This window comes from Streptomyces sp. NPDC052101 (genome assembly GCF_040680235.1).
GTDB lineage: Bacteria > Actinomycetota > Actinomycetes > Streptomycetales > Streptomycetaceae > Streptomyces.
In genome coordinates this window covers 602,661-626,271 of the sequence record NZ_JBFAWH010000001.1, presented here as the reverse complement: position 1 = coordinate 626,271, position 23,611 = coordinate 602,661, and the positions used below count along the sequence as shown (strand labels likewise).

General features: G+C 72.4%; 26 protein-coding genes. 13 read left to right on the top strand and 13 right to left on the bottom strand.

The window, feature by feature from the left end; genetic code table 11:
* Positions 1–45: 45 nt before the first annotated feature.
* From AB0L75_RS02760 to AB0L75_RS02750, 3 genes are all read right to left on the bottom strand, one after another.
* Entirely contained in the window at positions 46–651 is a 606-nt protein-coding gene (locus tag AB0L75_RS02760) for a TIGR03086 family metal-binding protein (RefSeq protein WP_365174343.1), read from the bottom strand.
* Between the two features lie 114 nt (positions 652–765).
* Positions 766–1,404: a TetR family transcriptional regulator gene (locus AB0L75_RS02755; RefSeq protein WP_365174341.1), complete on the bottom strand. Its 639-nt coding sequence runs from the start codon at positions 1,402–1,404 to the stop codon at positions 766–768.
* Positions 1,405–1,413: 9 nt separating this feature from the next.
* Positions 1,414–2,169, bottom strand: a complete 756-nt coding sequence (locus AB0L75_RS02750; protein ID WP_365174338.1) for a peptidyl-tRNA hydrolase — start codon at positions 2,167–2,169, stop codon at positions 1,414–1,416.
* A 26-nt stretch (positions 2,170–2,195) separates the two neighbouring features.
* Here AB0L75_RS02750 and AB0L75_RS02745 point away from each other — a divergent pair, with 26 nt between their 5' ends.
* Together AB0L75_RS02745 and AB0L75_RS02740 are read left to right on the top strand one after the other, a co-directional pair.
* The gene (locus AB0L75_RS02745; protein WP_365174336.1) at positions 2,196–3,074 is read left to right on the top strand and encodes an ATP-binding cassette domain-containing protein; all 879 of its coding nucleotides are present in this window, start codon (positions 2,196–2,198) and stop codon (positions 3,072–3,074) included.
* Positions 3,071–3,742, top strand: a complete 672-nt coding sequence (locus tag AB0L75_RS02740; protein ID WP_365174334.1) for an ABC transporter — start codon at positions 3,071–3,073, stop codon at positions 3,740–3,742. The genes AB0L75_RS02745 and AB0L75_RS02740 overlap by 4 nt, the downstream gene beginning before the upstream one ends.
* A gap of 33 nt (positions 3,743–3,775) precedes the next feature.
* Here AB0L75_RS02740 and AB0L75_RS02735 read toward each other — a convergent pair whose 3' ends face one another.
* From AB0L75_RS02735 to zapE, 8 genes are all read right to left on the bottom strand, one after another.
* The gene (locus tag AB0L75_RS02735) at positions 3,776–4,630 is read right to left on the bottom strand and encodes a polysaccharide deacetylase family protein (protein WP_365174331.1); all 855 of its coding nucleotides are present in this window, start codon (positions 4,628–4,630) and stop codon (positions 3,776–3,778) included.
* A 344-nt stretch (positions 4,631–4,974) separates the two neighbouring features.
* Positions 4,975–5,250, bottom strand: a complete 276-nt coding sequence (locus tag AB0L75_RS02730; RefSeq protein ID WP_365174328.1) for a hypothetical protein — start codon at positions 5,248–5,250, stop codon at positions 4,975–4,977.
* 172 nt (positions 5,251–5,422) lie between these two features.
* The gene (locus AB0L75_RS02725; protein WP_365174325.1) at positions 5,423–5,995 is read right to left on the bottom strand and encodes a YbhB/YbcL family Raf kinase inhibitor-like protein; all 573 of its coding nucleotides are present in this window, start codon (positions 5,993–5,995) and stop codon (positions 5,423–5,425) included.
* 22 nt (positions 5,996–6,017) lie between these two features.
* Positions 6,018–6,818, bottom strand: a complete 801-nt coding sequence (locus AB0L75_RS02720; protein ID WP_365174322.1) for a slipin family protein — start codon at positions 6,816–6,818, stop codon at positions 6,018–6,020.
* A gap of 138 nt (positions 6,819–6,956) precedes the next feature.
* On the bottom strand, positions 6,957–8,441 hold the full coding sequence (locus AB0L75_RS02715; protein ID WP_365174320.1) for a SulP family inorganic anion transporter: 1,485 nt from the start codon (positions 8,439–8,441) through the stop codon (positions 6,957–6,959).
* 8 nt (positions 8,442–8,449) lie between these two features.
* A complete protein-coding gene (locus AB0L75_RS02710; protein ID WP_365174317.1) occupies positions 8,450–9,028 on the bottom strand; it encodes a carbonic anhydrase in 579 nt (192 codons plus the stop codon).
* A 79-nt stretch (positions 9,029–9,107) separates the two neighbouring features.
* Complete coding sequence (locus AB0L75_RS02705) at positions 9,108–9,512, bottom strand: hypothetical protein (RefSeq protein WP_365174315.1); 405 nt, start codon at positions 9,510–9,512, stop codon at positions 9,108–9,110.
* A 164-nt stretch (positions 9,513–9,676) separates the two neighbouring features.
* Positions 9,677–10,777 (bottom strand): cell division protein ZapE, encoded by a 1,101-nt coding sequence (gene zapE / locus AB0L75_RS02700; RefSeq protein ID WP_365174312.1) that lies wholly within the window; start codon positions 10,775–10,777, stop codon positions 9,677–9,679.
* 37 nt (positions 10,778–10,814) lie between these two features.
* On the opposite strand from zapE, the gene AB0L75_RS02695 reads away from it, so the two are divergent.
* The 5 genes from AB0L75_RS02695 (at position 10,815) to AB0L75_RS02675 (ending at position 15,762) form a co-directional block, all read left to right on the top strand.
* Positions 10,815–11,726 (top strand): pyrimidine reductase family protein, encoded by a 912-nt coding sequence (locus tag AB0L75_RS02695; protein ID WP_365174310.1) that lies wholly within the window; start codon positions 10,815–10,817, stop codon positions 11,724–11,726.
* Between the two features lie 129 nt (positions 11,727–11,855).
* Positions 11,856–12,329 carry an indole-3-glycerol phosphate synthase gene (locus AB0L75_RS02690; RefSeq protein ID WP_365174308.1) on the top strand — a complete coding sequence of 158 codons (474 nt, stop codon included), beginning with the start codon at positions 11,856–11,858 and terminating at the stop codon, positions 12,327–12,329.
* Between the two features lie 67 nt (positions 12,330–12,396).
* On the top strand, positions 12,397–13,785 hold the full coding sequence (gene murC / locus AB0L75_RS02685; protein WP_365174306.1) for a UDP-N-acetylmuramate--L-alanine ligase: 1,389 nt from the start codon (positions 12,397–12,399) through the stop codon (positions 13,783–13,785).
* Between the two features lie 16 nt (positions 13,786–13,801).
* Positions 13,802–14,209, top strand: coding sequence for a peptide-methionine (R)-S-oxide reductase MsrB (msrB, locus tag AB0L75_RS02680; protein WP_365174303.1), 408 nt, complete (start codon positions 13,802–13,804; stop codon positions 14,207–14,209).
* A 203-nt stretch (positions 14,210–14,412) separates the two neighbouring features.
* Positions 14,413–15,762, top strand: coding sequence for a SpoIIE family protein phosphatase (locus AB0L75_RS02675; RefSeq protein ID WP_365174300.1), 1,350 nt, complete (start codon positions 14,413–14,415; stop codon positions 15,760–15,762).
* Between the two features lie 309 nt (positions 15,763–16,071).
* On the opposite strand, the gene AB0L75_RS02670 is transcribed toward AB0L75_RS02675, so the two are convergent.
* Together AB0L75_RS02670 and AB0L75_RS02665 are read right to left on the bottom strand one after the other, a co-directional pair.
* Positions 16,072–17,523, bottom strand: coding sequence for a HAMP domain-containing sensor histidine kinase (locus AB0L75_RS02670; protein WP_365174298.1), 1,452 nt, complete (start codon positions 17,521–17,523; stop codon positions 16,072–16,074).
* 26 nt (positions 17,524–17,549) lie between these two features.
* On the bottom strand, positions 17,550–18,242 hold the full coding sequence (locus AB0L75_RS02665) for a response regulator transcription factor (RefSeq protein WP_365174295.1): 693 nt from the start codon (positions 18,240–18,242) through the stop codon (positions 17,550–17,552).
* A 150-nt stretch (positions 18,243–18,392) separates the two neighbouring features.
* Here AB0L75_RS02665 and AB0L75_RS02660 point away from each other — a divergent pair, with 150 nt between their 5' ends.
* From AB0L75_RS02660 to AB0L75_RS02635, 6 genes are all read left to right on the top strand, one after another.
* Positions 18,393–19,730 (top strand): ferredoxin reductase family protein, encoded by a 1,338-nt coding sequence (locus AB0L75_RS02660; protein ID WP_365174293.1) that lies wholly within the window; start codon positions 18,393–18,395, stop codon positions 19,728–19,730.
* Positions 19,731–19,746: 16 nt separating this feature from the next.
* Complete coding sequence (locus AB0L75_RS02655; RefSeq protein ID WP_365174291.1) at positions 19,747–20,205, top strand: FMN-binding protein; 459 nt, start codon at positions 19,747–19,749, stop codon at positions 20,203–20,205.
* 1 nt (position 20,206) lies between these two features.
* On the top strand, positions 20,207–20,926 hold the full coding sequence (locus AB0L75_RS02650) for an FAD:protein FMN transferase (protein WP_365174289.1): 720 nt from the start codon (positions 20,207–20,209) through the stop codon (positions 20,924–20,926).
* Between the two features lie 122 nt (positions 20,927–21,048).
* Positions 21,049–22,260, top strand: a complete 1,212-nt coding sequence (locus AB0L75_RS02645) for an ABC transporter ATP-binding protein (RefSeq protein WP_365174287.1) — start codon at positions 21,049–21,051, stop codon at positions 22,258–22,260.
* Positions 22,257–22,910: an ABC transporter permease subunit gene (locus tag AB0L75_RS02640; protein ID WP_365174285.1), complete on the top strand. Its 654-nt coding sequence runs from the start codon at positions 22,257–22,259 to the stop codon at positions 22,908–22,910. Before AB0L75_RS02645 ends, AB0L75_RS02640 begins: the two co-directional genes overlap by 4 nt.
* Positions 22,907–23,575: an ABC transporter permease gene (locus AB0L75_RS02635; protein ID WP_365174283.1), complete on the top strand. Its 669-nt coding sequence runs from the start codon at positions 22,907–22,909 to the stop codon at positions 23,573–23,575. Before AB0L75_RS02640 ends, AB0L75_RS02635 begins: the two co-directional genes overlap by 4 nt.
* Positions 23,576–23,611: the final 36 nt, after the last annotated feature.

The following is a 23,611-nucleotide window of genomic DNA, read 5'->3' as shown; positions in this document are numbered from 1 at the left end:
GGACCCGAACCTCCTCCATGTCGTGTTCAGAGCAACATTTGAGCTTCAGCCCCGTGCCGGCCACCGCTCGGGGCTACGGCCCAGCAGGCGCAGCGCCTCCTCCAGCGGGCCGGATCCGCCGGGTACCTCCAGTGCCGGGGCGAAGGCGAAGCCCGGGCCGCGTCGGCCGGGATCGTCCGGTACCGCACGGGCCACGGCGAGCGCGGCGACCAGGACGTGCTCGGGGAACTCCACGGGGACACCGAGGGCCGAGGCGACGTCCCAGGCGTGCACGACATAGTCGACGAAGTGGAAGCTGACCGCTCGGTGGCCAGGAACGCCGCCCAGGTTCGGCAGCGTGAACTCCCTTGCTGTCACACCCGGTTCGGCGAAGGCCGCGAGCACCGAGGCGGCGGCCGACCGGTGGGCCCCGGCGGGCGCGCTCATCTCCTCCGCCTCCCGCCAATGCTCCGGCTCCTGTCCCGCCCCGCGCGCCGCGGCGGCGAACCCGAGGTGCTGTGCGGTCATGTGCGCGACGAGCCGGCGCAGGGTCCAGCCCGCGCAGGGGGTGTCCGACGTCCAGTCCGCGTCCGTGGCCAGGTCCACCACGCGCACGGCCTCCTGGACGGCGATCCGGTCGAGTTCCACGAAGTCCGTTCCGGTCACAGTCATGGCCCGAGCATAAAACAAAGCGAACGATCGTGCTCATTTATTTGGAGGCCGACCGCAGCTTCAACTGGGCTCCAGGTCAGAGGACTTGGGGAAGGTCGGGAGGCTTGGGGAAGGTCAGGGGACCTGGGGGAGCGTGACACCGTCCACGGCCGCGCCGCGCAGCCGCTCCGCGATGCCCACCCGGGCCCTGCGGTACGCGGTCTCCTCGCCGTGCAGGACCGACAGGGCGTTCGCCGTCTCCAGCAACGCCACCAGTTCGAAGGCGAGTTGCGGGACATCGGTGTCGGCGCGCAGCTCACCCGCCGTACGCGCCTCCTCGATCGTGCGCTCGACACGGGCCGACCAGTCGCGCTGCGCGCGGACCACGGCGTCGTGCACGGGCCCCGTCCGCGCGTCGAACTCGGCCATGGCGCCGTAGAAGAAGCAGCCGCCGGGGAAGACCCGGCCGCGCGAGTACTCCAGCCACAGCTCGCACAGCCGCCACACCCGGCCGACACCGGGCGGGGCCTCGGCCGCGGGCCGGAGCACCCGGTCGGTGTAGATCCGGGCAGCCTCCCGAATGGTGGCCAGCTGCAGTTCCTGCTTGGAGCCGAAGAGCGCGAACACCCCGCTCTTGCTCAGCTCCAGCTCGGCGGCGAGGCGGCCGACGGTGAGCGCCTCCAGGCCCTCGACCGAGGCGATCTCCACCGTGCGGCGCAGCACCAGCCGACGGGTGCGATTGCCCCGCTCGACCCGCCCGTCGACCCGCGTCATCGGTCTCTCCTAGCGCAGCGCGGGATGGTCGGCGACGACCGTGCAGCTGCCCGGCGCGATCTCCGTGAACCCGGCATCCCTGACCACCGGCAGCCGGCTGCCGGTCAGCAGGGGCCAGTCGGCGGGGTCGGCCGTACGGACGGCCAGCGCGAAGCCCGCGTCGCGCCAGGCGGCGCGCTCCGCGTCGGACAGCGCCCACCAGGCCAGCTGGGCGCCGTGCCCGGCCTGGGCCATCGCCTTCCCGGCCGACATCTCCAGCTCCGGGTTCAGCCACAGCGCGGGCTGTACCGGGCCGGCGGCGACGGGTGGCTCCGGGTCGTCCAGCTCGGTGCCCGACACCTGGAGCTTGGCCAGGTCCTTGGGCCAGCCGTCGAGCGGGATCGGCGGGAAGACCCGCACCTCGGCGGACTTGCCGGTCACCGTGACCCCGGGCAGCGCCTCGGCCCGCCGCCACTCGGCGCCGCGGGCCCGCCGGACGACCTTGCGGATCCGGGCGTCCTCCCAGCTCCGCACCGCCTCGGCCCACTCCCCGTCCCCGTGCGCCCGTTCGTCCGCCAGCAGCACCAGGACCGCCCGCGCGGCCGTCTCCAGCGCATCGGTACGCGCGGGCGGCGCGCTCTTCTCGATCCGCGCGACGAGAGGCAGCACGAACTGGGGCGCCTCGTCGCGCGGGTTGCGCTCGCAGTGGAAGGGACTGTCGCTGGGGGACGTCGAAGCAGGGCTCACACCAGCCAACCCTAAGGGGCGCGGGGTGGTATCCGGCATGCGGCCACCGCGGCCACAATGCCCCCATGCAACGTGATCTACGGCTGGCGGGCGTGGGCCGCCGCTACGGCCTGCGCGGCCCCTGGGTGTTAAGAGGCATCGACCTCACCGTCACCCCCGGAACCCTCACCCGCATAGAAGGAGCGAACGGCACCGGAAAGTCCACCCTGCTCCGCCTCCTCGCAAGGCTGGACGCCCCCAGCGAGGGCCGCGTCACCGGCCGCCCCCGCACGGCGTACGTCCCGGAACGGTTCCCGTCCGCGCTCCCCTTCACCGCCCTCGGCTATCTCGTCCGCCTCGGGACGGTGCACGGCCTGAGCCGCCGGACGGCACAACGCGCCGCGGGCACCTGGCTGGAGCGCTTCGGCGCCGGGGCGTACGCCGGTACGCCCCTGGCGCAGCTGTCGAAGGGCAGCAGCCAGAAGGTGGCCGTCGCGCAGGCCCTGCTCGGCGAGCCGGAGCTGCTGGTGCTGGACGAGGCCTGGACCGGCCTGGACACGGCGGCGCGGGCCGAGCTGGAGGGGGCGGTGGCCGAGCGGACCGCCGCCGGGGGCGCCGTGGTGTTCGTCGACCACGACCCGCGCCGGCTGGCCGGGGCGCCCGACGCGACATACACCGTGCTCGGCGGCGCTCTCAAGCGCCCTACGCGCGGCGGGAGTTCGCCGACCGGGCCGCTCACCCTGGTCACCGTGCGCGGGCCGGCCGGCGGACAGCTGCCGCCCGACGCGGCCCGGACCGCCGCCTCGGCCGAGGAGACCGCGCCCGGTGTCCACCGCCTCGCCGTGCCCGCATCCCACTCCGACGTCGTCCTGCGCACCCTGCTCACGGCCCGCCCGCCCTGGCACGTGGTGAGTGTCACCCCGCCCCCGGACGATCCCGAACCGAACCCCGGAAGCCGCTCATGACCGCACTCCTGCGCTACCAGGCCGACCTGCTGGTGCGCTCCCAGCGCTGGCTGCCGCCGGTGATCCTGTACGCAGCGTTCCTCGGGATCGGTGTGCAGAGCGGCCAGCCGATCCTCGACTCGCTCGGCTACACCGCCGCCGGTCTGCTCCCGGTGGCCGCCTGGCTGGTGCGCATCTGCGTCACCGGCGAGCCGGACGCGGCCCGCGCCTGTGTCGCCGCCGCGCGCGGCCCGATGCGGGCCCACCTCGCCTGTCTGCTGACGGCGCTGCTCGCGGCGGTGGCGCTCGGGTTGGTGGCGACCGCGGTGGTGACGCTGATCAGCGATCCGGCGAGCAACGGGCACCAGGTCCGCGTGTCCCTGCTGCGGGCGGGCGCCGCCGGACTGCCGGCCACGCTCACCTGCGCGCTGCTCGGCGCGGCCGTCGGCGCGCTCACCAACCGGCCGCTGCTGCGCTCCACCGGCCGGGCCGTGCCCGCGATGCTGCTGGGCGCGCTGCTCGCGGTGGTGCTCACCGGCTCCCCGGCGCAGGCCGCGGTCCAGGGCCTGGTCACCGGCTCGCAGACCGGCCGGGCATCGGTGCCGGTGCTGCCGCTGGGCGGGGCGGCCCTGCTCACGGCTGCGGCCTTCGCCGTGGCCGCCCGGCTCACCGCCCGCCGGTCACCCTGAGCGGGCGGTGCCCCGGCTTCCCGCGCGGGCCGCTCAGCGGTGTCCGCGGCTCTCGCCGATCAGCTCGGAGACCTTCACGAACCGGTAGCCGCGCCCCCGCAGTTCCGGTACGACCGCGCGGACGACCCGCTCGGTGGTCGGGGCGGCGCTGCGGGTGCAGTGCATGACCACCACCGAGCCGGGCTTCACCCCGTCCAGCACCTGCTGGGTGACGGCGTCGGCGTCCGTGGCGAACGCGTCGCCGCTCACCACGTCCCACTGCACCGCGGTCACCCCGAGCCCGCTCAGCGCGCGCAGTGCCCGCTGGTCGTAACAGCCGCCGGGGAAGCGGAAGTAGGGCAGCGGGCGCGGCACGCCCGCGTTGTGCAGGGAGGCGTACGCCCGTTCCACGTCCGAGCGCATCTTGTCGGCGGCCACCGTCGGCAGGCCGTAGCAGTCGTCGGTGAAGGCGTAGTGGCTGTAGGAGTGGTTGGCGACCTCGAACTGCGGGTCGTTGCCGAGGCTGCGGGCCTCGGTCGGGTACTCGTCGGCCCACCGGCCGGTCATGAAGATCGTCGCCGGCACCTTCAGCGCCCGCAGGGTGCCGATGAGGTCCGGGTTGTCGAAGTGTTCGCCGGCGGCCGCGCGAGGTCCCTGGTCCGCGGTCATGTCGGCGTCGAAGGTCAGCGCGACGGTCTTGCCCTGGGTGCGCGGGCCGTGCTCGAAGACCGGGGTCAGACCGCCGGGGCCCGGGGCCAGCACGGGCGGGCGCGAGGCGGACGGGGAGGCGGAGGCGGGGGGCTCGGCGGGGGCCGGGCGGGCACTGCCCGTGGGGCCCGCGCTACCGCAGGCGGCGAGGGCCGCGCCCAGGGCGCAGACGGCGGTGAGGCGGCGTACTTGAGGGATCACTGTAGGAAAATAGGACTGGATAGCCGTTTTGTGATGCTATGGCCGTCGGCGTGGCGATACGGTCACCCGCACGGCGGTGTCCCCCTACTCCCGCCGCCGGCACGGGAGTTGGCGTCCAGGCGACCCGGATCCGCACATGGAAGCGGCAGCGGAGCGCATACCGCGACTCCGCTGCCGCTGAGGCGTGGCGACCTCACGTGCACCTCCGGAGCTGCTCACGGATCTGTCCGTGTGCGCGTGAGGTCGCCACGCATGTCCCCTGTCGGCGGTGCGGAGGCCGGCCGGTCCACCGGTCGCCGGACCGGCCCCCGCCTTCCGCCGCCAGGAGCTTGGGAACGGGCCTTCTAGTCGCCGGCGCTGTTGTTGCAGCCCATGGACGATCCGATGTGGGTGCCTTGTGCGCCCGGGTCGCCTTCGCCGTTGAGCGCGTTGCCGAGCAGGCCGTTGAGAATGCCGACCTCGCCGAGGACGTCGAGGTTCAGGTCGTGGTCCTTGCACTGGGAGCTTTGCATGACGCCGTCGTGGTCGTGTCCTCCGCCGGCATAGGCAGTGCCGGCGGTTGCGAGTCCGACGGTGCTGACGGCGGCGACCAGAACGGCGGCCTTGCGAAGTCTGTGCATGTCATCTCCATGGTGTGAGCGGGGAAGCGGTCTGCAGCAGATCGACTTCTTACAGTCACGGAGATTAGTGTGAAAATCACCCAAAGCGGACACGACGCGCCGGTGTTTTGATCTTAATTCAGGCGCTGTCCAGCATCCGTGCCCGCGCGCGACGGCCGCGGCACCACCCGCACTACCCCCGGCCGTACCGGCCTGTCAGCGTGCCCGCGGCGAGCGTATGGCCGGACAGCGCCCGCAGCAGCTCGGCGGACGAGGCCCGCGCGGTCAGCGACATGCGGCGGTCGGTGGCGTAGACCGTGAGGACGTAATGGTGCGGGTGGTCTCCGCGCGGCGGGCAGGGGCCGCCGTAGCCGGGCCTGCCGAAGTCGTTGCGGCCCTCGGTCGCCCCTCGCGGATGCTCTCCTGCGGACAGCTGCCTCGTGTGCGGGTCGATGTCCCACGCCAGCCAGTGCGTGAACGTGCCGTGCTGGGCGTCGGTGTCCAGCAGAAGCAGGGCCAGCGAGGCAGTCCGCGCGGGTACGGCGCCGAGGGCCAGCGGGGGTGAGACGTCCGCGCCGTCGCAGGTGTGGCGGCGCGGGATGGTGCCGCCGTCGGCATACGCGGAACTGGTGACGGTCAGCCGGCGGGCGGCGGTGGGGGAGGCGGTGGCGGCCGGTGCGCCACCGCCGTCGCCGCAGCCCGCCACTACGGCCGTCGCGGCGACGGCGCTCGCGACGGCCATGATGATCAACCGGTTCCTGCGCATACCCGGCACGCTAGCCGGAGCGTTAGCCGGAACGCGGTTCCCCGTCACCGTTCGGCGTGGGCTGCTGGTTGCCCCGCTCCAGGAAGTGCAGCAGTTCCACCGGGATGGGCAGGACCAGAGTGGAGTTCTTCTCGGCGGACACCGCCATCACCGTCTGCAGCAGCCGCAGCTGGAGAGCGGCGGGTGTGTCGGCCATCTGCTGGGCGGCCTCGGCCAGCTTCTTGGAGGCCTGGAGTTCGGCGTCGGCGTTGATGATCCGCGCCCGGCGTTCCCGGTCGGCCTCGGCCTGGCGGGCCATGGACCGCTTCATCGTGTCGGGCAGGGAGACGTCCTTGATCTCCACCCGGTCGACCTGGATGCCCCAGCCGACGGCAGGGCTGTCGATCATCAGCTCCAGGCCCTGGTTGAGCTTCTCGCGGTTGGAGAGCAGATCGTCCAGATCGCTCTTGCCGATGATCGACCTGAGCGATGTCTGCGCCATCTGCGACACCGCGAACTTGTAGTCCTCGACCTTCACCAGCGCGCTCGCCGCGTCGACCACCTTGAAGTAGACGACCGCGTCCACGCGGACGGTGACGTTGTCGCGGGTGATGCCCTCCTGGGCCGGGATCGGCATCGTCACGATCTGCATGTTGACCTTCTGCAGCCGGTCCACGAAGGGGATGATCAGCGTGAACCCCGGTGACCGTACGTCACCCGCGAGGCGCCCGAGCCTGAACAGCACGCCCCGTTCGTACTGCTTGACCACACGGGCCGCCATCCCCAGGTACACCAGTCCGGCACAACCCGCCGCGGCGATCGCTCCCAGCAGCTCCTGGACCATGATGACCTCCTCACAGAGAGGCCGGTGTTTGTCCGCTGCTGTAACGATATGCCACTTCCAGGCCAACCGAGCCGGAGGTGGCCGCGGCCGCGGGTCCAGGGGGCGCAGGCCCCGCTGGACCGGCCACCGCGGGCGGCCTCAGCCCACCGGCACCGTCAGTCTCACCGGCTCCGTCCCCACCGCGCTGTGCCGTTCCGCCCAGCTCTCCAGGGCCGTACGGCAGGCGTGGTCGAGGTGGTGCAGGCCGGACAGGTCCAGGCGGACCGGGCGGTCCTGGGGGAGCGACTCCAGGCTGTCCAGGATCTTCGGCAGCCGCAGGAAGGTCGCGTTGCCCGTGAGATGGGCGTCGATCGGGCCCGCGCCCTTGTCGATCACCTCCAGCCCGATGTGCGAGGCCTCCCAGGCCGTCTTGACCACGGCCAGGGCCAGGCCGATCAGCACGCCCTCGAACATGCTGACCGCCACGATGGACAGGGCGGTGACGGACAGGATCAGCGCCTCGCCCCGGTGCTCGCGCCACAGCCCGGCCAGTGCCCGCACCGGGACCAGCTTGGCGCCGGAGTGGACCAGGATGCCGGCGAGCGCCGGGATCGGGATGTAGGCCAGCACGTTCGGCAGCAGCGCGGCGAACAGCAGCAGCCACACCCCGTGCAGCACCCGGGAGGCCTTCGTACGGGCGCCTGCCTGGACGTTGGCCGCGCTGCGCACGATCACCGCGGTCATCGGCAGCGCGCCCAGCAGCCCGCACAGCGTGTTGCCCGCGCCCTGGGCGAGCAGCTCCTTGTCGTACGCGGTGCGCGGCCCGGTGTGCAGCCGGTCCACGGCCGCCGCGCTGAACAGCGACTCGGCGGAGGCGATCAGCGTGAAGGCGACGACCGTGCCGAGCACCCCGACGCCCGCCAGCTCGCCGAAGGCGCTCAGCGGCGGCGGCTGTACGGCCTCCAGCAGGCCCTGCACCTCGACCGTGGCCACCGGCAGGTCCAGCGTGAACGCGGCCACCGTGGCGAGGCCGACCGCGGCCAGCGGCCCGGGCAGCGTCCGCACCTTCGCCGGGACATGCTTCCAGAGCAGCAGCACCGCGATCGTGCCCGCGCACACCGCGATCGAGGCCACCGCCTTGCCGTCGCCGAGGGCGTCCAGGAACGCCCCGGGCAGCCCGGCGATCTTGCCCAGTCCGGAGCCGGGGGCCTTGGCCGCCAGCGCCGGATACAACTGCCCGGCGATGAGGACCAGTCCGATCCCGGCCAGCATGCCCTCGACGACGGAGACCGAGATGGCGCGGAAGTAACGGCCCAGCTTCAGCAGGCCCATGCCCATCTGGAGCAGTCCGGAGACGAGCACGATCGCGCCGAGCACGGGCAGCCCGAACTCCTTGACCGCTTCGAGGACGAGGACTGTCAGGCCGGCCGCCGGACCCGACACCTGAAGGCTGCTGCCGCGCATCAGCCCGGTGACGAGTCCGCCCACGATGCCGGTGATCAGGCCGAGTTCGGCCGGGACCCCGGAGGCGACGGCCACGCCGACGCACAGCGGCAGCGCGACCAGGAAGACGACGAGAGAGGCGGCGAAGTCCTGCCGCAGATACGGGAAGCGGGCTATGAGAGTGGTGTTCTTGCTGGTCATCGGCGCGCTCACAGGGACTCGAAGGTGTCGGTCTGCGGGCGGTGCGCCCGTACTGCCCCGGTGTGCACCTCGTAGTACCAGGCGTGCAGGCCGAGTTGGCCCTCGGCGAGCTTCCGCTCGACGCACGGGTACGAGTGCAGCCGCAGCAACTGGGTCAGGACATGGGCCTGCACACCCTGGGCGACTTCCGGGTCCTCGACCGCGCCGGCGGGGCGCGGGGTGGCGTGCGCGAGCCAGTCGCGCACGGCGGGTACGGCGGTCAGGTCGTCGCCGCGCACCAGCGCGCCGACGGCACCGCAGTGCGAGTGACCGCAGACGACGATGTCGCGGACGCCGAGCACCTCCACGGCGTACTCGATGGTGGCGGCCTCGCTGGTGGGGTGGAGCGAGGTGTGGGGCGGGACGATGTTGCCCGCGGTGCGCAGCTCGAAGAGCTGGCCGGGGCGGGCGCCCGTGATCAGGGCCGGGACGACCCGGGAATCGGAGCAGGTGATGAACAGCACCTGTGGGGACTGGCCTTCGGCGAGCTTGGCGAACTCCTCAGGGCGCTGTCCGAAGGTACGGGCGTTGTCGATGAGGGGCTGCATATGCGTGAGTTCCTCCTGGCGCGCCTGAGCGGCGCGTCGGACTTGAACGACGGGTGTGGGGGGGAGCGCGCAGCGCAGGTCAGCAGCGGAAGACCTGAAGCGCTGCCGGGATGTGCGCTCCGCGGGCTCTGGAGGCCGGGTCGTGCGCGGTGCCGGGAGTGTGCGAAGGGCCCGTACCGGCTGCCCGGCCGGATATGAGGGGGTGCGTCTGCGCGCAGCCGGGGGCCGAGCAGCGCTGCCGGTCGCGCAGACGCGAAAGAGCCAGGGGTGCGCCCGGGACGCCCGGGGTGCGGACCGACTCCTTCTCCTCGCGCACCGGCGGTACGGAGGACGGATTCGCCGGAACGACGGACTCAGTCGTGGCCTGAACGTGACTGGGCGTGTGCGCGGTTGCGAAGGTCGCGGTGAGGGCGAAGAGCTGGAGCGTGAACAGCAGTACCGCGAGGAGGGCGGAGCGCGGCCGGGTCGTCGTACCTCGGAACATGCGCCCCCCTTCGGAAGTTCACGCCTCTTGTCCAGACCAAACACTGGTCAATGGATGGTCAAGAAACACGTTAACCCTGCAAAGTCCTTTGCAGGGTTAACAGCACGTTACGAGCGCAAGAGAGCGTGAAAACCGCCGGTCGCGTGGCGCGATCCGGCTCTTGACTACGAGCCGACGAGCCCCTTCGCGTCACGGGCCAGCGCGGTGAGCCGGGAGATGGCGCGGAAGTACTTCTTGCGGTAGCCGCCGTTCAGCATCTCCTCGCTGAACAGCCTGTCGAACGGCAGCCCCGAGGCCAGCACCGGGACCTCGCGGTCGTAGAGCCGGTCCGCGAGCACCACGAGCCGCAGTGCCGTCGACTGGTCCGGCACCGGCCGCACATCGGTGAGGTACACCGCCGTGACGCCGTCGGTCAGTGCGCCGTACCGGCTCGGGTGGACCCTGGCCAGGTGCTCCAGCAGATGCGGGAAGTCGTCGAGCGAGGCGCCCGCGGTGGCGTAGGCCGCCTTCGTCACCTCTTCGTCGGAGAAGGGCTTCGGGGCCTCGGGCAGACCGCGGTGCCGGTAGTCCTCGCCGTCGATGCGCAGCGTGCGGAAGTGGGCCGAAAGCCCCTGTATCTCGCGCAGGAAGTCGGCGGCCGCGAACCGGCCCTCGCCGAGCTTGCCGGGCAGCGTGTTGGAGGTGGCGGCCAGTGCGACGCCCGCCTCGACCAGTTTGCCGAGCAGCGTCGACACGAGGACCGTGTCACCCGGGTCGTCCAGCTCGAACTCGTCGATGCACAGCAGGCTGTGGCCGGACAGGGTCTGCACCGTCTGCTGGAAGCCGAGGGCGCCGACCAGGTTCGTCAGTTCCACGAAGGTGCCGAACGCCTTGCGGGACGGCTCGGCGGGGGTGGCGTGCCACAGGGAGGCGAGCAGGTGGGTCTTGCCGACGCCGTAGCCGCCGTCCAGGTAGACCCCGCGCGGGCCGGCCGGGGCCTTGGGCGTTCTGGTTCTGAAGCCGAAGAAGCCGCGCTTGCCGGCGCCGGAGGCGTGCGCCCCGCCGAGCCCGGCCGCGAACCCCTCCAGCACCCCTACTGCCTCGGTCTGGCTGGGCTGGTTGGGGTCCGGTATGTACGTCGAGAAACGGACCGAGTCGAAGCGCGGCGGCGGCACCATCTCGGCGACCAGCCGGTCCGCGGGGACACGCGGCTCACGTTCACACAGGGAGAGGGGGCCCGCGTCGATCACAGGGCTGGATCCGGGGGCGGCGGTGGAGGACGACACGGTTACCCATGCTAAGCGCCGTGTCACACTGCACGTCATGCGACGCCTGTTCCCTGTGACCGACGAAACAGCAGCCCAGGCCTCCGGCGGGACGCCGGAGGGGGCGGGGGCGAGGGGGATTTCGGGGGCCGGGGTGACGGATGGGCCCGGGGTTCGAGTGACGGACGGGGCCCGGGAGACGGATGTGCCCGGTGCGCCCGATGTCACCGCACTCGTCGATCGCGAGTGGAGCCTCGCCGAGCTGGCCGCCGCCTACGCCTACCCCGAGCCGGAGCCGGGCGCCCTCAGGCCCTGGCTGCGGGCCAACATGGTCTCCACGCTCGATGGCGCCGCCCAGCACGAGGGGCGCTCCCAGCCCATCTCCAGCGCCGCCGACATGCGGATCTTCGGCACGCTGCGAGCCCTCGCGGACGTGATCGTGGTGGGCGCGGAAACGGTACGGCAGGAGGGGTACCGCCCCGCACGCGCGCGTGCCGAGTTCGCCGGAGCCCGCAAGGCCGCGGGGCAGGCCCCGGCACCGGCGATCGCCGTCGTCTCCGCGAGCCTGGAGCTGGACCTCTCGCTCCCGCTGTTCACCTCGCCCCAGGTGCCCACGCTGATCCTGACCGGGGCCGCGGCCGCCCCCGACCGGGTCGCCGCCGCCCAGAAGGCCGGGGCCACGGTGGTGATCGCCGGTGAGGGCATGGGCATCGAGCCCGCGCGGGCGGTCCGCGCCCTCGCCGGCCTCGGCCACACCCGGCTGCTCACCGAGGGCGGCCCCCGGCTGCTCGGCCAGCTGATCGCCGCCGAGGTGCTGGACGAGATGTGCCTGACCCTTTCGCCCATGCTCACCGCGGGCGACGCGCAGCGCATCGCCGGGGGGCCGTCGGTCGCCGTGCCGCGCCGGTTCGAGCTGGTGTCCCTCCTTGAGGAGGCCGGATTTCTGTTCGGCCGTTACCGTCGGTCCTAAATAAGCGGAATCTGTCGTTCCGTTTGGTTTCCGGAGGGCAGACTTAGTCCGGCAGAACCCGTGCGATCACGGGGCAGGATGGTTTCCGCAGGGGCTCCGTCAGGGCCCACGGAGGAGAAGAGGCGTTTGGTGTTCACGAGCGTTCTGATGATCGAGAAGGCCTTGACGTCCGCCGACGTGGAGTTCGTCACCACCTTGCACGGGGACGAGCCGGTCGCATTCCACGTGCTCCTCCAGCCGCGCGGCGACCAGGCGGACCGCCTGCTGCGGGCCATCGACGACATCGCGCTCGGCGAACTCGACGAGGCGGTCCGTGAGGGCGAGACGCCCGAGGGCGAGGACGCCAGGAGCGTCGGACAGCAGGCGCTGGACGTCTCCGTGCAGGCGTTGCGCTCGGCGGGGAGCCAGGCGGAGGGGCGGCTGGTCGAGGATCATCCGCTGGACGCGCTGAAGTCGCTCGTGGCCGAGGCGTCGGCCGACGAGGTGATCGTGCTGACCGATCCGCACTATGTGGAGGAGTTCTTCCACCGGGACTGGGCCTCGCGGGCGCGGCACAAGGTGGGGGTGCCGGTGCTGAAGCTCTTCTCGCACAGCAAGGTGTGAGGGACCCGGTGCCTCAGCGCATAGGCTAGGGCCGCTCTCGTACGTACCGTCCCCTGGGGAGAACCACATGGCACCCGGCCTTCCTGCCGCCATGGACCGACCGCACTTCATCGGCATCGGCGGCGCCGGGATGTCGGGGATCGCCAAGATCCTCGCGCAGCGCGGGGCCGAGGTGGCCGGCAGCGACGCCAAGGAGTCGGCGACCGCCGAGGCGCTGCGGGCGCTCGGGGTCACCGTGCACATCGGGCATGCCGCGGAGCACCTCGCCGACGACGCCAGCTGCGTCGTCGTGTCGTCGGCGATCCGCGAGGACAACCCCGAGCTGGCCCGCGCGGCCGCACTGGGCATCCCGGTGGTGCACCGCTCCGACGCGCTCGCCGCGCTGATGGAGGGCCTGCGGCCGATCGCCGTGGCCGGCACCCACGGCAAGACGACGACCACCTCGATGCTGGCCGTCTCCCTGACCGAGCTGGGCCTTGAGCCGTCGTACGCCATCGGCGGCGACCTGGACGCGCCCGGCTCCAACGCGCTGCACGGCGAGGGCGACATCTTCGTCGCCGAGGCGGACGAATCCGACCGCAGCTTCCACAAGTACGCGCCCGAGGTCGCGATCGTCCTCAACGTCGAGCTGGACCACCACGCCAACTACGCCTCGATGGACGAGATCTACGAGTCCTTCGAGACCTTCGCCGGAAAGATCGTGCCGGGCGGGACGCTCGTCGTCTCCGCCGACCAGCAGGGGGCGCGGGAGCTGACCCGGCGGCTCGCGGGCTCGGTGAGGACCGTGACGTACGGCGAGGCCGAGGACGCCGACGTACGGGTGACGGCCGTCGTACCGCAGGGGCTCAAGAGCCAGGTCACCGTCCTGCTCAACGGGCAGGAGCTGACCTTCGCCGTCTCCGTGCCCGGCCGGCACTACGCCCTGAACGCCGTCGCCGCGCTCACCGCCGGTGCCGCGCTCGGCATCCCGGCCGCGGAGCTGGCGCCCGCGCTCGCCTCGTACACCGGGGTCAAGCGGCGCCTGCAGCTCAAGGGCGAGGCCGCCGGTGTGCAGGTCATCGACTCCTACGCCCACCACCCCACCGAGATGACCGCCGACCTGGAGGCCATGCGCGCCGCCGCCGGCGACTCCCGCATCCTCGTCGTCTTCCAGCCGCACCTGTTCTCCCGCACCCAGGAGCTGGGCAAGGAGATGGGCCAGTCGCTGGCCCTCGCCGACGCCTCCGTGGTCCTCGACATCTACCCGGCCCGCGAGGACCCGATCCCCGGTGTGACCAGCGAGCTGATCATCGAGGCCGCGCGCGCCGCCGGCGCCGACGTCACCGCCGTGCACGACAAGGCCGAGATCCCCGCAGTGATCGCGGGAATGGCGAAGCCCGGTGATCTCGTTCTCACCATGGGCGCGGGCGACGTGACCGACCTGGGCCCGCTGATCCTGGACCGCCTGTCGCAGTAATAAGGGGCTGAGGCTCATGTCGTACGACGTCGAGAAGCCGGACGAGCAGTGGCGAGCGGAGCTGAACCCGGCCGAGTACGCCGTGCTGCGCCAGGCCGCCACCGAGCCTGCCTTCACCGGTGAGTACACGGACACCAAGACCAAGGGTGTCTACTCCTGCCGTGCCTGCGGCGCCGAACTGTTCGTCTCCGACACCAAGTTCGAGTCGCACTGCGGCTGGCCGTCCTTCTACGACCCAAAGGACACCGACGCGGTGGAACTGGTCGACGACCGCTCGCACGGCATGGTCCGCACCGAGGTGCGCTGTGCCCGCTGCGGTTCCCACCTCGGGCACGTCTTCGCGGGCGAGGGCTATCCGACCCCGACCGACCAGCGGTACTGCATCAACTCCATCTCCCTGCGGCTGGACCCCGACGAGGGCTGACCGCGCTCGCCGGCCCAGGCCTCGATCGATCGACACTCCGAATCTGGCAAAAGAGATGCTGGACGCGGCCCATTCGGTTGAAGATGAACACCATCGGAAACCAGGGAGACGGCCGGTGGCCGTACGGGGCTGCCGAGGGCGCGGGGATGGATGAGGCTTATGCCCCACTCGCTCCGGTTTGAGATTCTGTGAGGGTGTTGGGTGTGGCGCGCTGGATCCAGTCCCGTCGCAGGCCGGTGCCCGCCGACGGCGGCCACCACCGCGAGAGCGGCACCGGCCACGAGGGAACCGCGACGTCCGCGCGGGCCGAGGAGTCCCCGGCCGCCCCTGGGGCCGAGGAGACGGCGGAGGGCGGGCCGGCCACCGGGGCGGAGGCGGCCGGCGCGCGGCTGAGCGCGCTGCGAGACGCGCTGGCCGGGATCGGCACGACCCTCGACGAGGCCACGACCTGCGCCGAGCTGACCGGGGCCGCCGTACGGCTGGCCGGCGGCACGGCCGCCGTGATGCGCCGCACCGGCGAGACCATCTCCGGGTACGAGGCGATCACCGGGGACGCCGACGCGCTGCCCGACGCCCGCTGGGCCGCCGCGGTGGCCCGCGAGGCGGGCGTACCGGCGCTCGGCGCGGAGCCGGAGCGCTGGCTGGAGCACCCGGCCGGCACCCGGCCCCGGGCCGCCCTGTGCGCGCCGCTGACCAGCGGCGACGACGGGTACGGCGTCCTGGTGTGGGCGCGCTCCGGGCAGCCGCTGCGCCACGCGGAGGGCGAGCTGCTCAGCCTGCTCGCCGAGCGTGCCGCCTCCCACATCCGGCACGCCCGCGCCTACGAGACCGTCAATCGCACCGCCGGCGACCTGCAGCGCGCCCTGCTCTCCGAACCCGGCCGCCCGCACCCCAACCTCGACATCGCCATCCGCTACCTCCCCGCCGGCGGCGGTGTCCTGGTCGGCGGCGACTGGTGCGAGACGGTACGGCTGCACTTCGGGCGGACCCTGCTGGTGGTCGGCGATGTCATGGGGCACGGCCTGGAGGCCGCCGTCGACATGAACGCCTTCCGTTCCTCCCTGCGCTACATCGCCTCCGCCGACCTGCCTCCGCACCGGGTGCTGCGGCAGATGGACGAGATCGCCTCCAAGGAGGCGGACCTCAGGCCTGCCACCTGTCTGCTCGCCCGTGTCGACCCGGGGCGCCATCAGGTCACGCTGGCCAGCGCCGGGCATCTGCCGCCGGTGCTCATTGCACGGGACGGCCAGGCCTCGATCCTGCCCGTCCCCGTCGGACCGCCGCTGGGCACCGGGCTCGGCGGTTACGAGATGGCCACGTATCCGCTGGCCGCGGGGGAGACCCTGGTGCTGTTCACCGACGGGCTGGTGGAACGCCGCGGCGAGGACATCGACCGGTCTCTGGCCCGGCTGTCCGCCGTCCGCTTCCCCGTCGGGGGCGGGCTCGAAGACGTCCTGGACACCATCCTCAGCCGGCTGGACGCGCGGCACGCGGAGGACGACGTCGCCGCGCTGGCCTGCCGGCCGCACAGCCGACAGGGGGTCTCGCCGTAGGAGTGCCGTTCGTCTGCCGGCTGAGCGTCCTGGGTGGTTGCTCGCGCCCACGCGGCGGTAGGCGCATATCGGATACAGCCCCGCGCCCGTAGTGCCCCGGCAGGCAACGTTCGCCCCGTCGCGACGCTGGGCACTCCCCCACTGCCTTAAGGGCGTGGGAGGTACCCCCACTCTCGCCGCACCGGCCGAAAGCCCACGTACGCCCAGTACGAGGGCTTCCGGCCGGCACTCCCCCAGCCACGGCCGGGGGGACCCCCGGAGCACGCACCGGACGCCGCTCCTCAAGGGCGAGCGTTGCCGGCAGGGGCACTAGGGAGTCGCACCTCCGTCGGCCGTGTCGCTGGGCAGTCGTAGCGTGAACGCGGTCGAGCCCGTCTCCCTTTCCAGCCGCAGGCTTCCCCCGTGCGCCTCTGCCAGCGCCCGGGCCACCGACAACCCCAGCCCGCTGCCGCCCCGGTCGCGGCTGCGGGCCTTGTCCACGCGGTAGAAGCGGTCGAAGACCCGGGCCCGGTCGGCGTCCGGGATGCCGGGGCCCGCGTCGGCGACCCGCGCGCATGCGCCGGAGGCGTCGGCCGAGAGCGTCAGGGAGACCCGCGTGCCGGGCGGGGTGTGCACGGCCGCGTTGGTGAGCAGGTTGTCCAGCACCTGGCGGATGCGGACCGGGTCCAGGCGCAGCCGCAGCGGCCCGGCGCCGGTGTCGACGGTCAGCGGATGACCGGGGTGGCCCGCGCGGAAGGCGTCCGCGGCCTCGCGCACCAGTTCCGTCAGGTCGGTGTCGGCGCAGCGCAACGGCGTGTCGACCTCGGCCGCGTCCAGCCGGGCGAGCAGCAGCAGGTCGTCCAGGAGGATGCCCATCCGGGCGGCCTCGGCGCGTAGGCGGGTCAAGTGGCGGTCGCGTTCGGCGGGTTCGTTGGCGGCCGCGTACTGGAACAGGTCGGCGTAGCCGCGCACCGACATCAGCGGGGTGCGCAGCTCGTGGGAGGCGTCCGCGACGAACCGGCGCAGCCGCTGCTCGGCCCGCGCGCGCACCGCGAGGGAGTCGTCGATGTGCTCCAGCATCGTGTTGAAGGCCGTGCGCAGCTCCTCCACCTCCGGGCCGCCGCCCTTGCGGTCGGCGCGCAGCGGCAGCCGGGCCGCCGGGTCGGTCAGATCGTGCGAGGCGATGCCGTGGGCCGTGTGCGCCATGTCGCTGAGCGGCTGCAGACCCCGGCGCAGCATCGTGCGGCCGATGACCACGAACGCGAGCAGGGCCAGCGTGAACGCGACCACCTGGACGGTGACCAGCTGCCGCACGGTCGCCTCGACGTCCGCCATGGGGGCAGCGCTCACCAGGACCACGCCGGGCGCGACCTCGCAGGCGCGCAGCCGGTAGGTGCCCTCCCCGGCGATGTCCACGGTGCGGAACAGCTCCGTCGAGGAGTGGGCGCGGGTCTCGGCGAGCGCGGTGAACGGGGCGGTGTCGGCGGGCACGTCGGCGGGGGTGCGCAGCCGCGCCGAGCCGCCCGAGACGTCGTAGACGGCCGTGTACCAGCCGTAGTACGGCTGGCGTGTGACCGTGCCGTGCGCGGAGGCGTCCTTGGCCTGCACGACCTGCACCAGCCTCAGCTGGTCGCCGAGCTGCCGTTCCAGATAGCCGCGCATGTACGTGGTCAGGGCCGTGCCGAGCACCGCGAACACCAGCAGGGACAGCGCGCCGAGGCCGAGGGCCAGCCGGGTGCCGAGGCGGAGCCTGCCGTAGGTCCGGCGCAGCCGCCCGGTCACCCGTGATCCCGCCGGGCCGCCCCCGGTCACCTCGCCGCCCGCCGGACCACGTACCCGAAGCCGCGCACGGTGTGGAGCAGCGGTTCCTCGTCCGGACCGTCCAGCTTGCGGCGCAGCCGGCTGACCACCAGCTCCACCACGTTCGACCGGCCGCCGAAGCCGTACTCCCAGACATGGTCGAGGATCTGCGCCTTGGTGAGCACCGACGGCGACCTGCGCATCAGATAGCGCAGCACCTCGAACTCGGTCGGGGTGAGCGCGAGCAGCCGCTCGCCGCGCCGTATCTCGCGGGTGTCCTCGTCCAGCGTCAGATCGGCGACCCGCAGCACGGACCGCTCATAGCCGGGCCCGGCGCTGCGCCGCAGTACGGTGCGCAGCCGGGCCATCAGCTCCTCCACCGCGAACGGCTTGACCAGATAGTCGTCCCCGCCCCGGGTCAGCCCCGCGACCCGGTCGGCGACGCCGTCGCGCGCGGTGAGGAACACGACCGGCACCATCGTCCCCGAGCGGCGCAGCCGGTCCAGGACGCCGAAGCCGTCCAGGTCCGGCAGCATCAGGTCCAGGACCACGATGTCCGGTCCGAACTCGGCGGCACGGCGCAGCGCCTCCTCGCCCGAGTAGGCCGTGACCGCCTCCCAGCCCTCGTACCGGGCGACCGTGGCGACCAGATCGGCGATCGGCGGGTCGTCGTCCACGACCAGCAGTCGTACTTTCTGCACCCGCCCATCCTGCGACACCCGAACGGCCCCGCCCGAGCTGCCCGCCCCCACCGGTCATATCGATACTCAAGTGAAAGTCGTCCGACAGGAGAACGACAGCATCCGCGGGCGAAGCTCGTCACCCAGGACCCGATCAAGGAGATGCCGTCCGTGACGACCCTCCAGACCCGTCCCGCTTCCCCCACAGCGATCCGCCCCCGGGTCGCGGCCCGAACCGGCCTGTACACCCTGCTGGCCGCCAACGCGGCGGTGGTCGCCTGGTTCTTCGTCCAGGCCGGCTTCGCCTCGAACACGCTGATCGTGCTGGGCCGCCTCGCCGGCCTGTACGGCGCGCTCCTCATGGCCTTCCAGCTGCTGCTGGTGGCCCGGCTGCCCTGGCTCGACCGCCGTATCGGCATGGACCGGCTGACCTCCTGGCACCGCCGCACCGGCTTCGGCATCCTGTGGACCCTGCTCACGCATGCCGTGTTCATCACCTTCGGCTACGCCGAGGCGTCCTCGATGGACCCGGTGAACCAGCTCGTGAACCTCGCCGAGACCACCGAGGGCGTGCTCCGCGCCATCGTCGCGCTGGCGCTGATCGTCGTGGTCGGCGCCGTCTCGGGCCGCTGGGCCCGCCGCCGGCTCGCCTACGAGACCTGGCACTTCATCCATCTGTACACCTATGCCGCCGTGGTCCTCGCCTTCACCCACCAGGTCGCGACCGGTACGACCTTCACCTCGTCGGCGGCCGCGAGGACGTACTGGTACACGGTGTGGGGCGTGGCCCTCGGCGCGGTGGCGCTGGGCCGGGTGGCGCTGCCGCTGTGGCGGAACCTGCGGCACCGGCTGCGGGTCTCGGCGGTCGTCCCCGAGTCGGACGACGTCGTCTCCGTGTACATCACCGGCCGCGACCTGGACCGGCTGCCCGCCCGGGCCGGCCAGTTCTTCCTGTGGCGGTTCCTCACCCGGGACCGCTGGTGGCAGGCCAACCCGTTCTCCCTGTCGGCCGCCCCCGACGGCCGCACCCTGCGCCTCACCGCGAAGGCGGTCGGCGACGGCAGCGCGGGCCTGCGCCGGCTCAAGGCCGGCACCCGCGTCTTCGCCGAGGGCCCCTACGGCGCCTTCACCACCCTGCACCGCACCCGCCCGGAGTCCGTGCTGATCGCCGGCGGTGTCGGTGTCACACCGATCCGGGCGCTGCTGGAGGACCTGCAGGGCCACGCCGTGGTCATCTACCGGGTGGCCACCGACCGTGACGCCGTCCTCTACGACGAGCTGCGCGACCTCGCCCTCGCCAAGGGGGCCGAGCTGCACCTGGTGACCGGACCGGTCGTCCCCGACAAGCTCGCCCCGCGCGAGCTGGCGCGGCTCGTGCCCGACATCGGCGACCGGGACGTCTTCCTGTGCGGGCCGCCCGGGATGATGGCCGCCGTGCTGCGCAGCCTGGCCGACCTGGGCGTGCCCAAGCGGCAGATCCACTTCGAGCGTTTCAGCCTCGCGGGCTGAGAGAGGGCATCCCACCGTGAAGCGAGCCATTCCCGTCTTCGTCCTGACCGTCGCGGGTCTGATACCGGTGTGGCGTTACCACCCGTCGACCGGCACCCCGACCACGGCGACACAGGCCGTGGAGCCCGCCGCGCCCCCCACGTCCTCCACGACCCACGCGTCCTCCTCGCCCTCCGCGTCCTCGTCGTCTTCGTCGTCGTCCTCTTCTTCGTCCTCGAAGGTCGTGGCGGGCACCGCGGTGGACACCGTGAAGGGTGTCTTCCAGGTGGAGGTGACCTTCCGGGGCGACCGGATCGCCTCCGTGCGGATGCTGCAGGCGCCGCACCATCCGCAGACCAAGTGGGCCGTACCCGAGCTGATCGCGGAGACGCTGAAGGCGCAGAGCGCCCACATCGACTCGGTGTCCGGGGCCACGGTCACGAGCCACGGATACAGGGAGTCCCTCCAGGCCGCGCTCGACGCCAAGGGCGCCTGACGTGCGGCGTGTCGAGCACGTCATGGGGTTCCCGGTCTCGCTGCGGATCGACGACGAGGGCGACTTCGACGCGGCGGCGGACGCTGTCTTCGTCTGGCTGCGCCAAGTGGACGACCGGTTCAGCCCGTTCAAGCCCGACAGCGAGGTGTCCCGGTACGGGCGGGGCGAGTTGGCGCAGGGCGGGCTGAGCGCGGACCTGACGGAGGTGCTCGGCCTGTGCGCGGACCTGCGCGGCGCGACCGGCGGCGCCTTCGACGTCCGGCTGCCCGGCCGGGACTTCGATCCGTGCGCGGTGGTCAAGGGCTGGTCGGTGCAGCGGGCGGCCGAGCTGCTGACCGCGGCCGGGGCGCGGCGGTTCTGCCTCAACGCCGGGGGTGACGTGGTCGTCTCCGGCGGGCCGTGGCGGGTCGGGATACGGCATCCGGAACAGGCCGACCGGCTCTGCGCCGTGCTGGCGGTCACCGACGCGGCGGTGGCGACGTCCGGTGGGTACGAGCGCGGCGACCACATCCTCGACGGCCGCACCGGGCGCCCCGCGACCGGACTGCTCAGCCTCACCGTGCTGGCCCCGACCCTGACCGAGGCGGACGCGACCGCCACGGCCGCCTTCGCGCTGGGCGCCGACGGGCCGGCCTGGGCCGCCGCCCGTACCGGCTGCGAGGTGTTCGCGGTCGACACCGCACGCCGCGTGATCCGCACCCCCGGGATTCCGGTGGCGTAGCCATTCACCCGCCAAAACGCTGAAACACTCGCGGTCTAGACTCTCCCCGCAACGGCCTGCGCACCGACGACCTCGGCCGAAAACGGGCGGAAACCTGCCAGACCCGAAGGGTATTCGGCGTTTTGATACGGATAGACTCAGTCACGAAGCGGTACCCGGACGGCACGGTCGCGGTCGACCGGCTGTCCCTGGAGATACCGGACCGCGCGATCACCGTCCTCGTCGGACCCTCCGGCTGCGGCAAGACGACGACCCTGCGGATGATCAACCGGATGGTGGAGCCCACCGAGGGCAGCATTCTCCTCGACGGCACCGACATCCGGCAGCAGCCGGTCAACACCCTGCGCCGCTCGATGGGGTACGTCATCCAGAACGCCGGGCTCTTCCAGCACCGCACCATCCTCGACAACATCGCCACCGTGCCCCGCCTGCTCGGTACGCCCAAGAAGGAGGCCCGGGGCCGGGCCGCCGAACTGATGGAGCGGGTGGGGCTCGACGCCGCGCTCGCCAAGCGGTACCCGTACCAGCTCTCCGGCGGCCAGCAGCAGCGCGTCGGCGTGGCCCGGGCGCTCGCCGCCGATCCGCCGGTGCTGCTGATGGACGAGCCGTTCTCCGCCGTCGATCCCGTGGTACGCAAGGGGCTCCAGGACGAACTGCTGCGTATCCAGGACGAGTTGGGCAAGACCATCGTCTTCGTCACACATGACATCGACGAGGCGATCAAGCTCGGCACGATGGTCGCGGTGCTGCGCACCGGCGGCCGGCTCGCGCAGTTCGCCCCGCCCGCCGACCTGCTCAGCGCACCCGCCGACGCCTTCGTGGAGGACTTCCTCGGCGCCGACCGCGGTATCCGCCGGCTGTCCTTCTTCCCCTCCGCCGACCTGGAGTTGCAGACCGCGCCGATCGTGGGCATCGACGCCGATGCCGACACGCTCGCCGCCCGCTGCGACGCGCCCTACCTCCTCGTCACCGACCTCGACGGCCGTCCGCTCGGCTGGAGCGAGCCCGAGCGGCTCACCGCCGGGGCCGTCGACCGGGAGCAACTCCTCGACTTCGGGCGGCCGTTCGTGCCCGGCAGCGACTCGCTGCGCACCGCGCTCGACGGCGCCGTCCTCTCCCCGACCGGCTGGGCCGTCGCGGTGGACGGCGAGGGACGCGCCGTCGGTGCCGTCTCCCAGCAGGTCATCGGCGAGGCGATCCGGGCGGCCCACAGCCGGGCCGCGAACGCGACGGGGACCGCGAGCGTGACGGGGACCGCGAGCGTGACGGGGACCGCGGTCACCGCCGAGGCCACGGACGCGGCCGGGGCCGCCGACGCCGGGGCCGCCCGATGAACGGCTTCTTCGACCTGCCGAGCGATCTGCAGTACAGCTACCTCGGCCTCGTCGGCCTCCATGTGCGCGAAGGCCTGCTGCCGGTGCTGGCCGGGCTGCTCGTCGCACTGCCCGTGGCCCAGCTGTGCGTCCGCTTCCGCTGGGTCTACCCGCCCGTCCTCGGCGTCACCACCGTGCTCTACTCGATCCCGTCGCTGGCCTTCTTCGTCGTGCTCATCGACTACTTCGGGCAGAGCGAGACCACGGTGATGGTCCCGCTCGCGATCTACAGCCTGGTGGTGCTGGTCCCGGCGATCGTTGACGGTGTCCGCTCGGTGCCGCAGGAGACCCTGGCCGCCGCGCAGGCCATGGGCTTCGGCGCCGTACGCCGTTATCTCCAGGTGCAGTTGCCCATCGCCGTACCCGCCATCATCGCGGGCCTGCGGGTCGCGACCGTGTCCAGTCTCTCCCTGGTCAGCGTCGGCATGCTCATCGGCAACCAGGGCGCACTCGGCAACATGCTCTACGCCGCCACCACCTACCACCGGCCGGCCCTGGCCGTGAACTCGGTGCTGACCACCGCGGTGCTGGGCATCCTGGCCGACGCCCTGCTGGTCCTCGTCCGCCGTCTCCTCACCCCCTGGATGCCGACGAAGGGTGCCGGCCGGTGAACGTCCTGAACTTCGCGCACGCCTTCTTCAGCGACAGCGCCCACTGGCACGGCTACGACGGCATCCCCACCCGGCTCGTCGAGCACATCACGTACTCGCTGGAGGCGCTGCTGTACGCCGCCGCGATCGCGCTGCCCATCGGCCTGGTCACCGGCCACTACGGCCGTGGCGGCAACGCCCTCGCCCTGATCGCCACGGCGGGCCGGGCCCTGCCGAGCTTCGGTCTGCTGGTCCTGATGTTCATCTGGATCGGGTTCGGTCTGCTGCCGGTGATGATCCCGCTGGTCGTGCTCGCCGTACCGCCGATCCTGGTCACCACCTACGAGGCGATCCGCTCGGTCGACCCCTCGCCCGTGGACGCCGCCCGCGGCATGGGCATGTCCGAGGCACGGGTGCTGTTCCAGGTGGAGGTGCCGGTCGCGCTCCCGCTCATCCTGAGCGGCCTGCGCACGGCGGCCATCCAGATCGTCTCCACCGCCACCATCGCCGCCTACGTGAGCCTCGGCGGCCTCGGCCGGTACATCATCGACGGTCTCTACCAGAAGAATTACGACAAGGTCGTGGGCGGCGCCACCCTGGTCGCCGGTCTCGCCCTGGCCACCCTCGTGGTGTTCTGGGCCCTGTCCCGGCTCACGGTCTCCCCCGGAGTACGCCGCAGCGGCTGACGGAGACCGGATCAGGAATCCGTGGCGAAGAGACCG

Coding starts and splice junctions, on each gene's coding strand:
- AB0L75_RS02760 (WP_365174343.1), bottom strand. CDS start 651: ATGACTGTGACCGGAACGGACTTCGTGGAACTCGACCGGATCGCCGTC.
- AB0L75_RS02755 (WP_365174341.1), bottom strand. CDS start 1,404: ATGACGCGGGTCGACGGGCGGGTCGAGCGGGGCAATCGCACCCGTCGG.
- AB0L75_RS02750 (WP_365174338.1), bottom strand. CDS start 2,169: ATGCCGGATACCACCCCGCGCCCCTTAGGGTTGGCTGGTGTGAGCCCT.
- AB0L75_RS02745 (WP_365174336.1), top strand. CDS start 2,196: ATGCAACGTGATCTACGGCTGGCGGGCGTGGGCCGCCGCTACGGCCTG.
- AB0L75_RS02740 (WP_365174334.1), top strand. CDS start 3,071: ATGACCGCACTCCTGCGCTACCAGGCCGACCTGCTGGTGCGCTCCCAG.
- AB0L75_RS02730 (WP_365174328.1), bottom strand. CDS start 5,250: ATGCACAGACTTCGCAAGGCCGCCGTTCTGGTCGCCGCCGTCAGCACC.
- AB0L75_RS02725 (WP_365174325.1), bottom strand. CDS start 5,995: ATGCGCAGGAACCGGTTGATCATCATGGCCGTCGCGAGCGCCGTCGCC.
- AB0L75_RS02720 (WP_365174322.1), bottom strand. CDS start 6,818: ATGGTCCAGGAGCTGCTGGGAGCGATCGCCGCGGCGGGTTGTGCCGGA.
- AB0L75_RS02715 (WP_365174320.1), bottom strand. CDS start 8,441: ATGACCAGCAAGAACACCACTCTCATAGCCCGCTTCCCGTATCTGCGG.
- AB0L75_RS02710 (WP_365174317.1), bottom strand. CDS start 9,028: ATGCAGCCCCTCATCGACAACGCCCGTACCTTCGGACAGCGCCCTGAG.
- AB0L75_RS02705 (WP_365174315.1), bottom strand. CDS start 9,512: ATGTTCCGAGGTACGACGACCCGGCCGCGCTCCGCCCTCCTCGCGGTA.
- AB0L75_RS02695 (WP_365174310.1), top strand. CDS start 10,815: ATGCGACGCCTGTTCCCTGTGACCGACGAAACAGCAGCCCAGGCCTCC.
- murC (WP_365174306.1), top strand. CDS start 12,397: ATGGCACCCGGCCTTCCTGCCGCCATGGACCGACCGCACTTCATCGGC.
- msrB (WP_365174303.1), top strand. CDS start 13,802: ATGTCGTACGACGTCGAGAAGCCGGACGAGCAGTGGCGAGCGGAGCTG.
- AB0L75_RS02640 (WP_365174285.1), top strand. CDS start 22,257: ATGAACGGCTTCTTCGACCTGCCGAGCGATCTGCAGTACAGCTACCTC.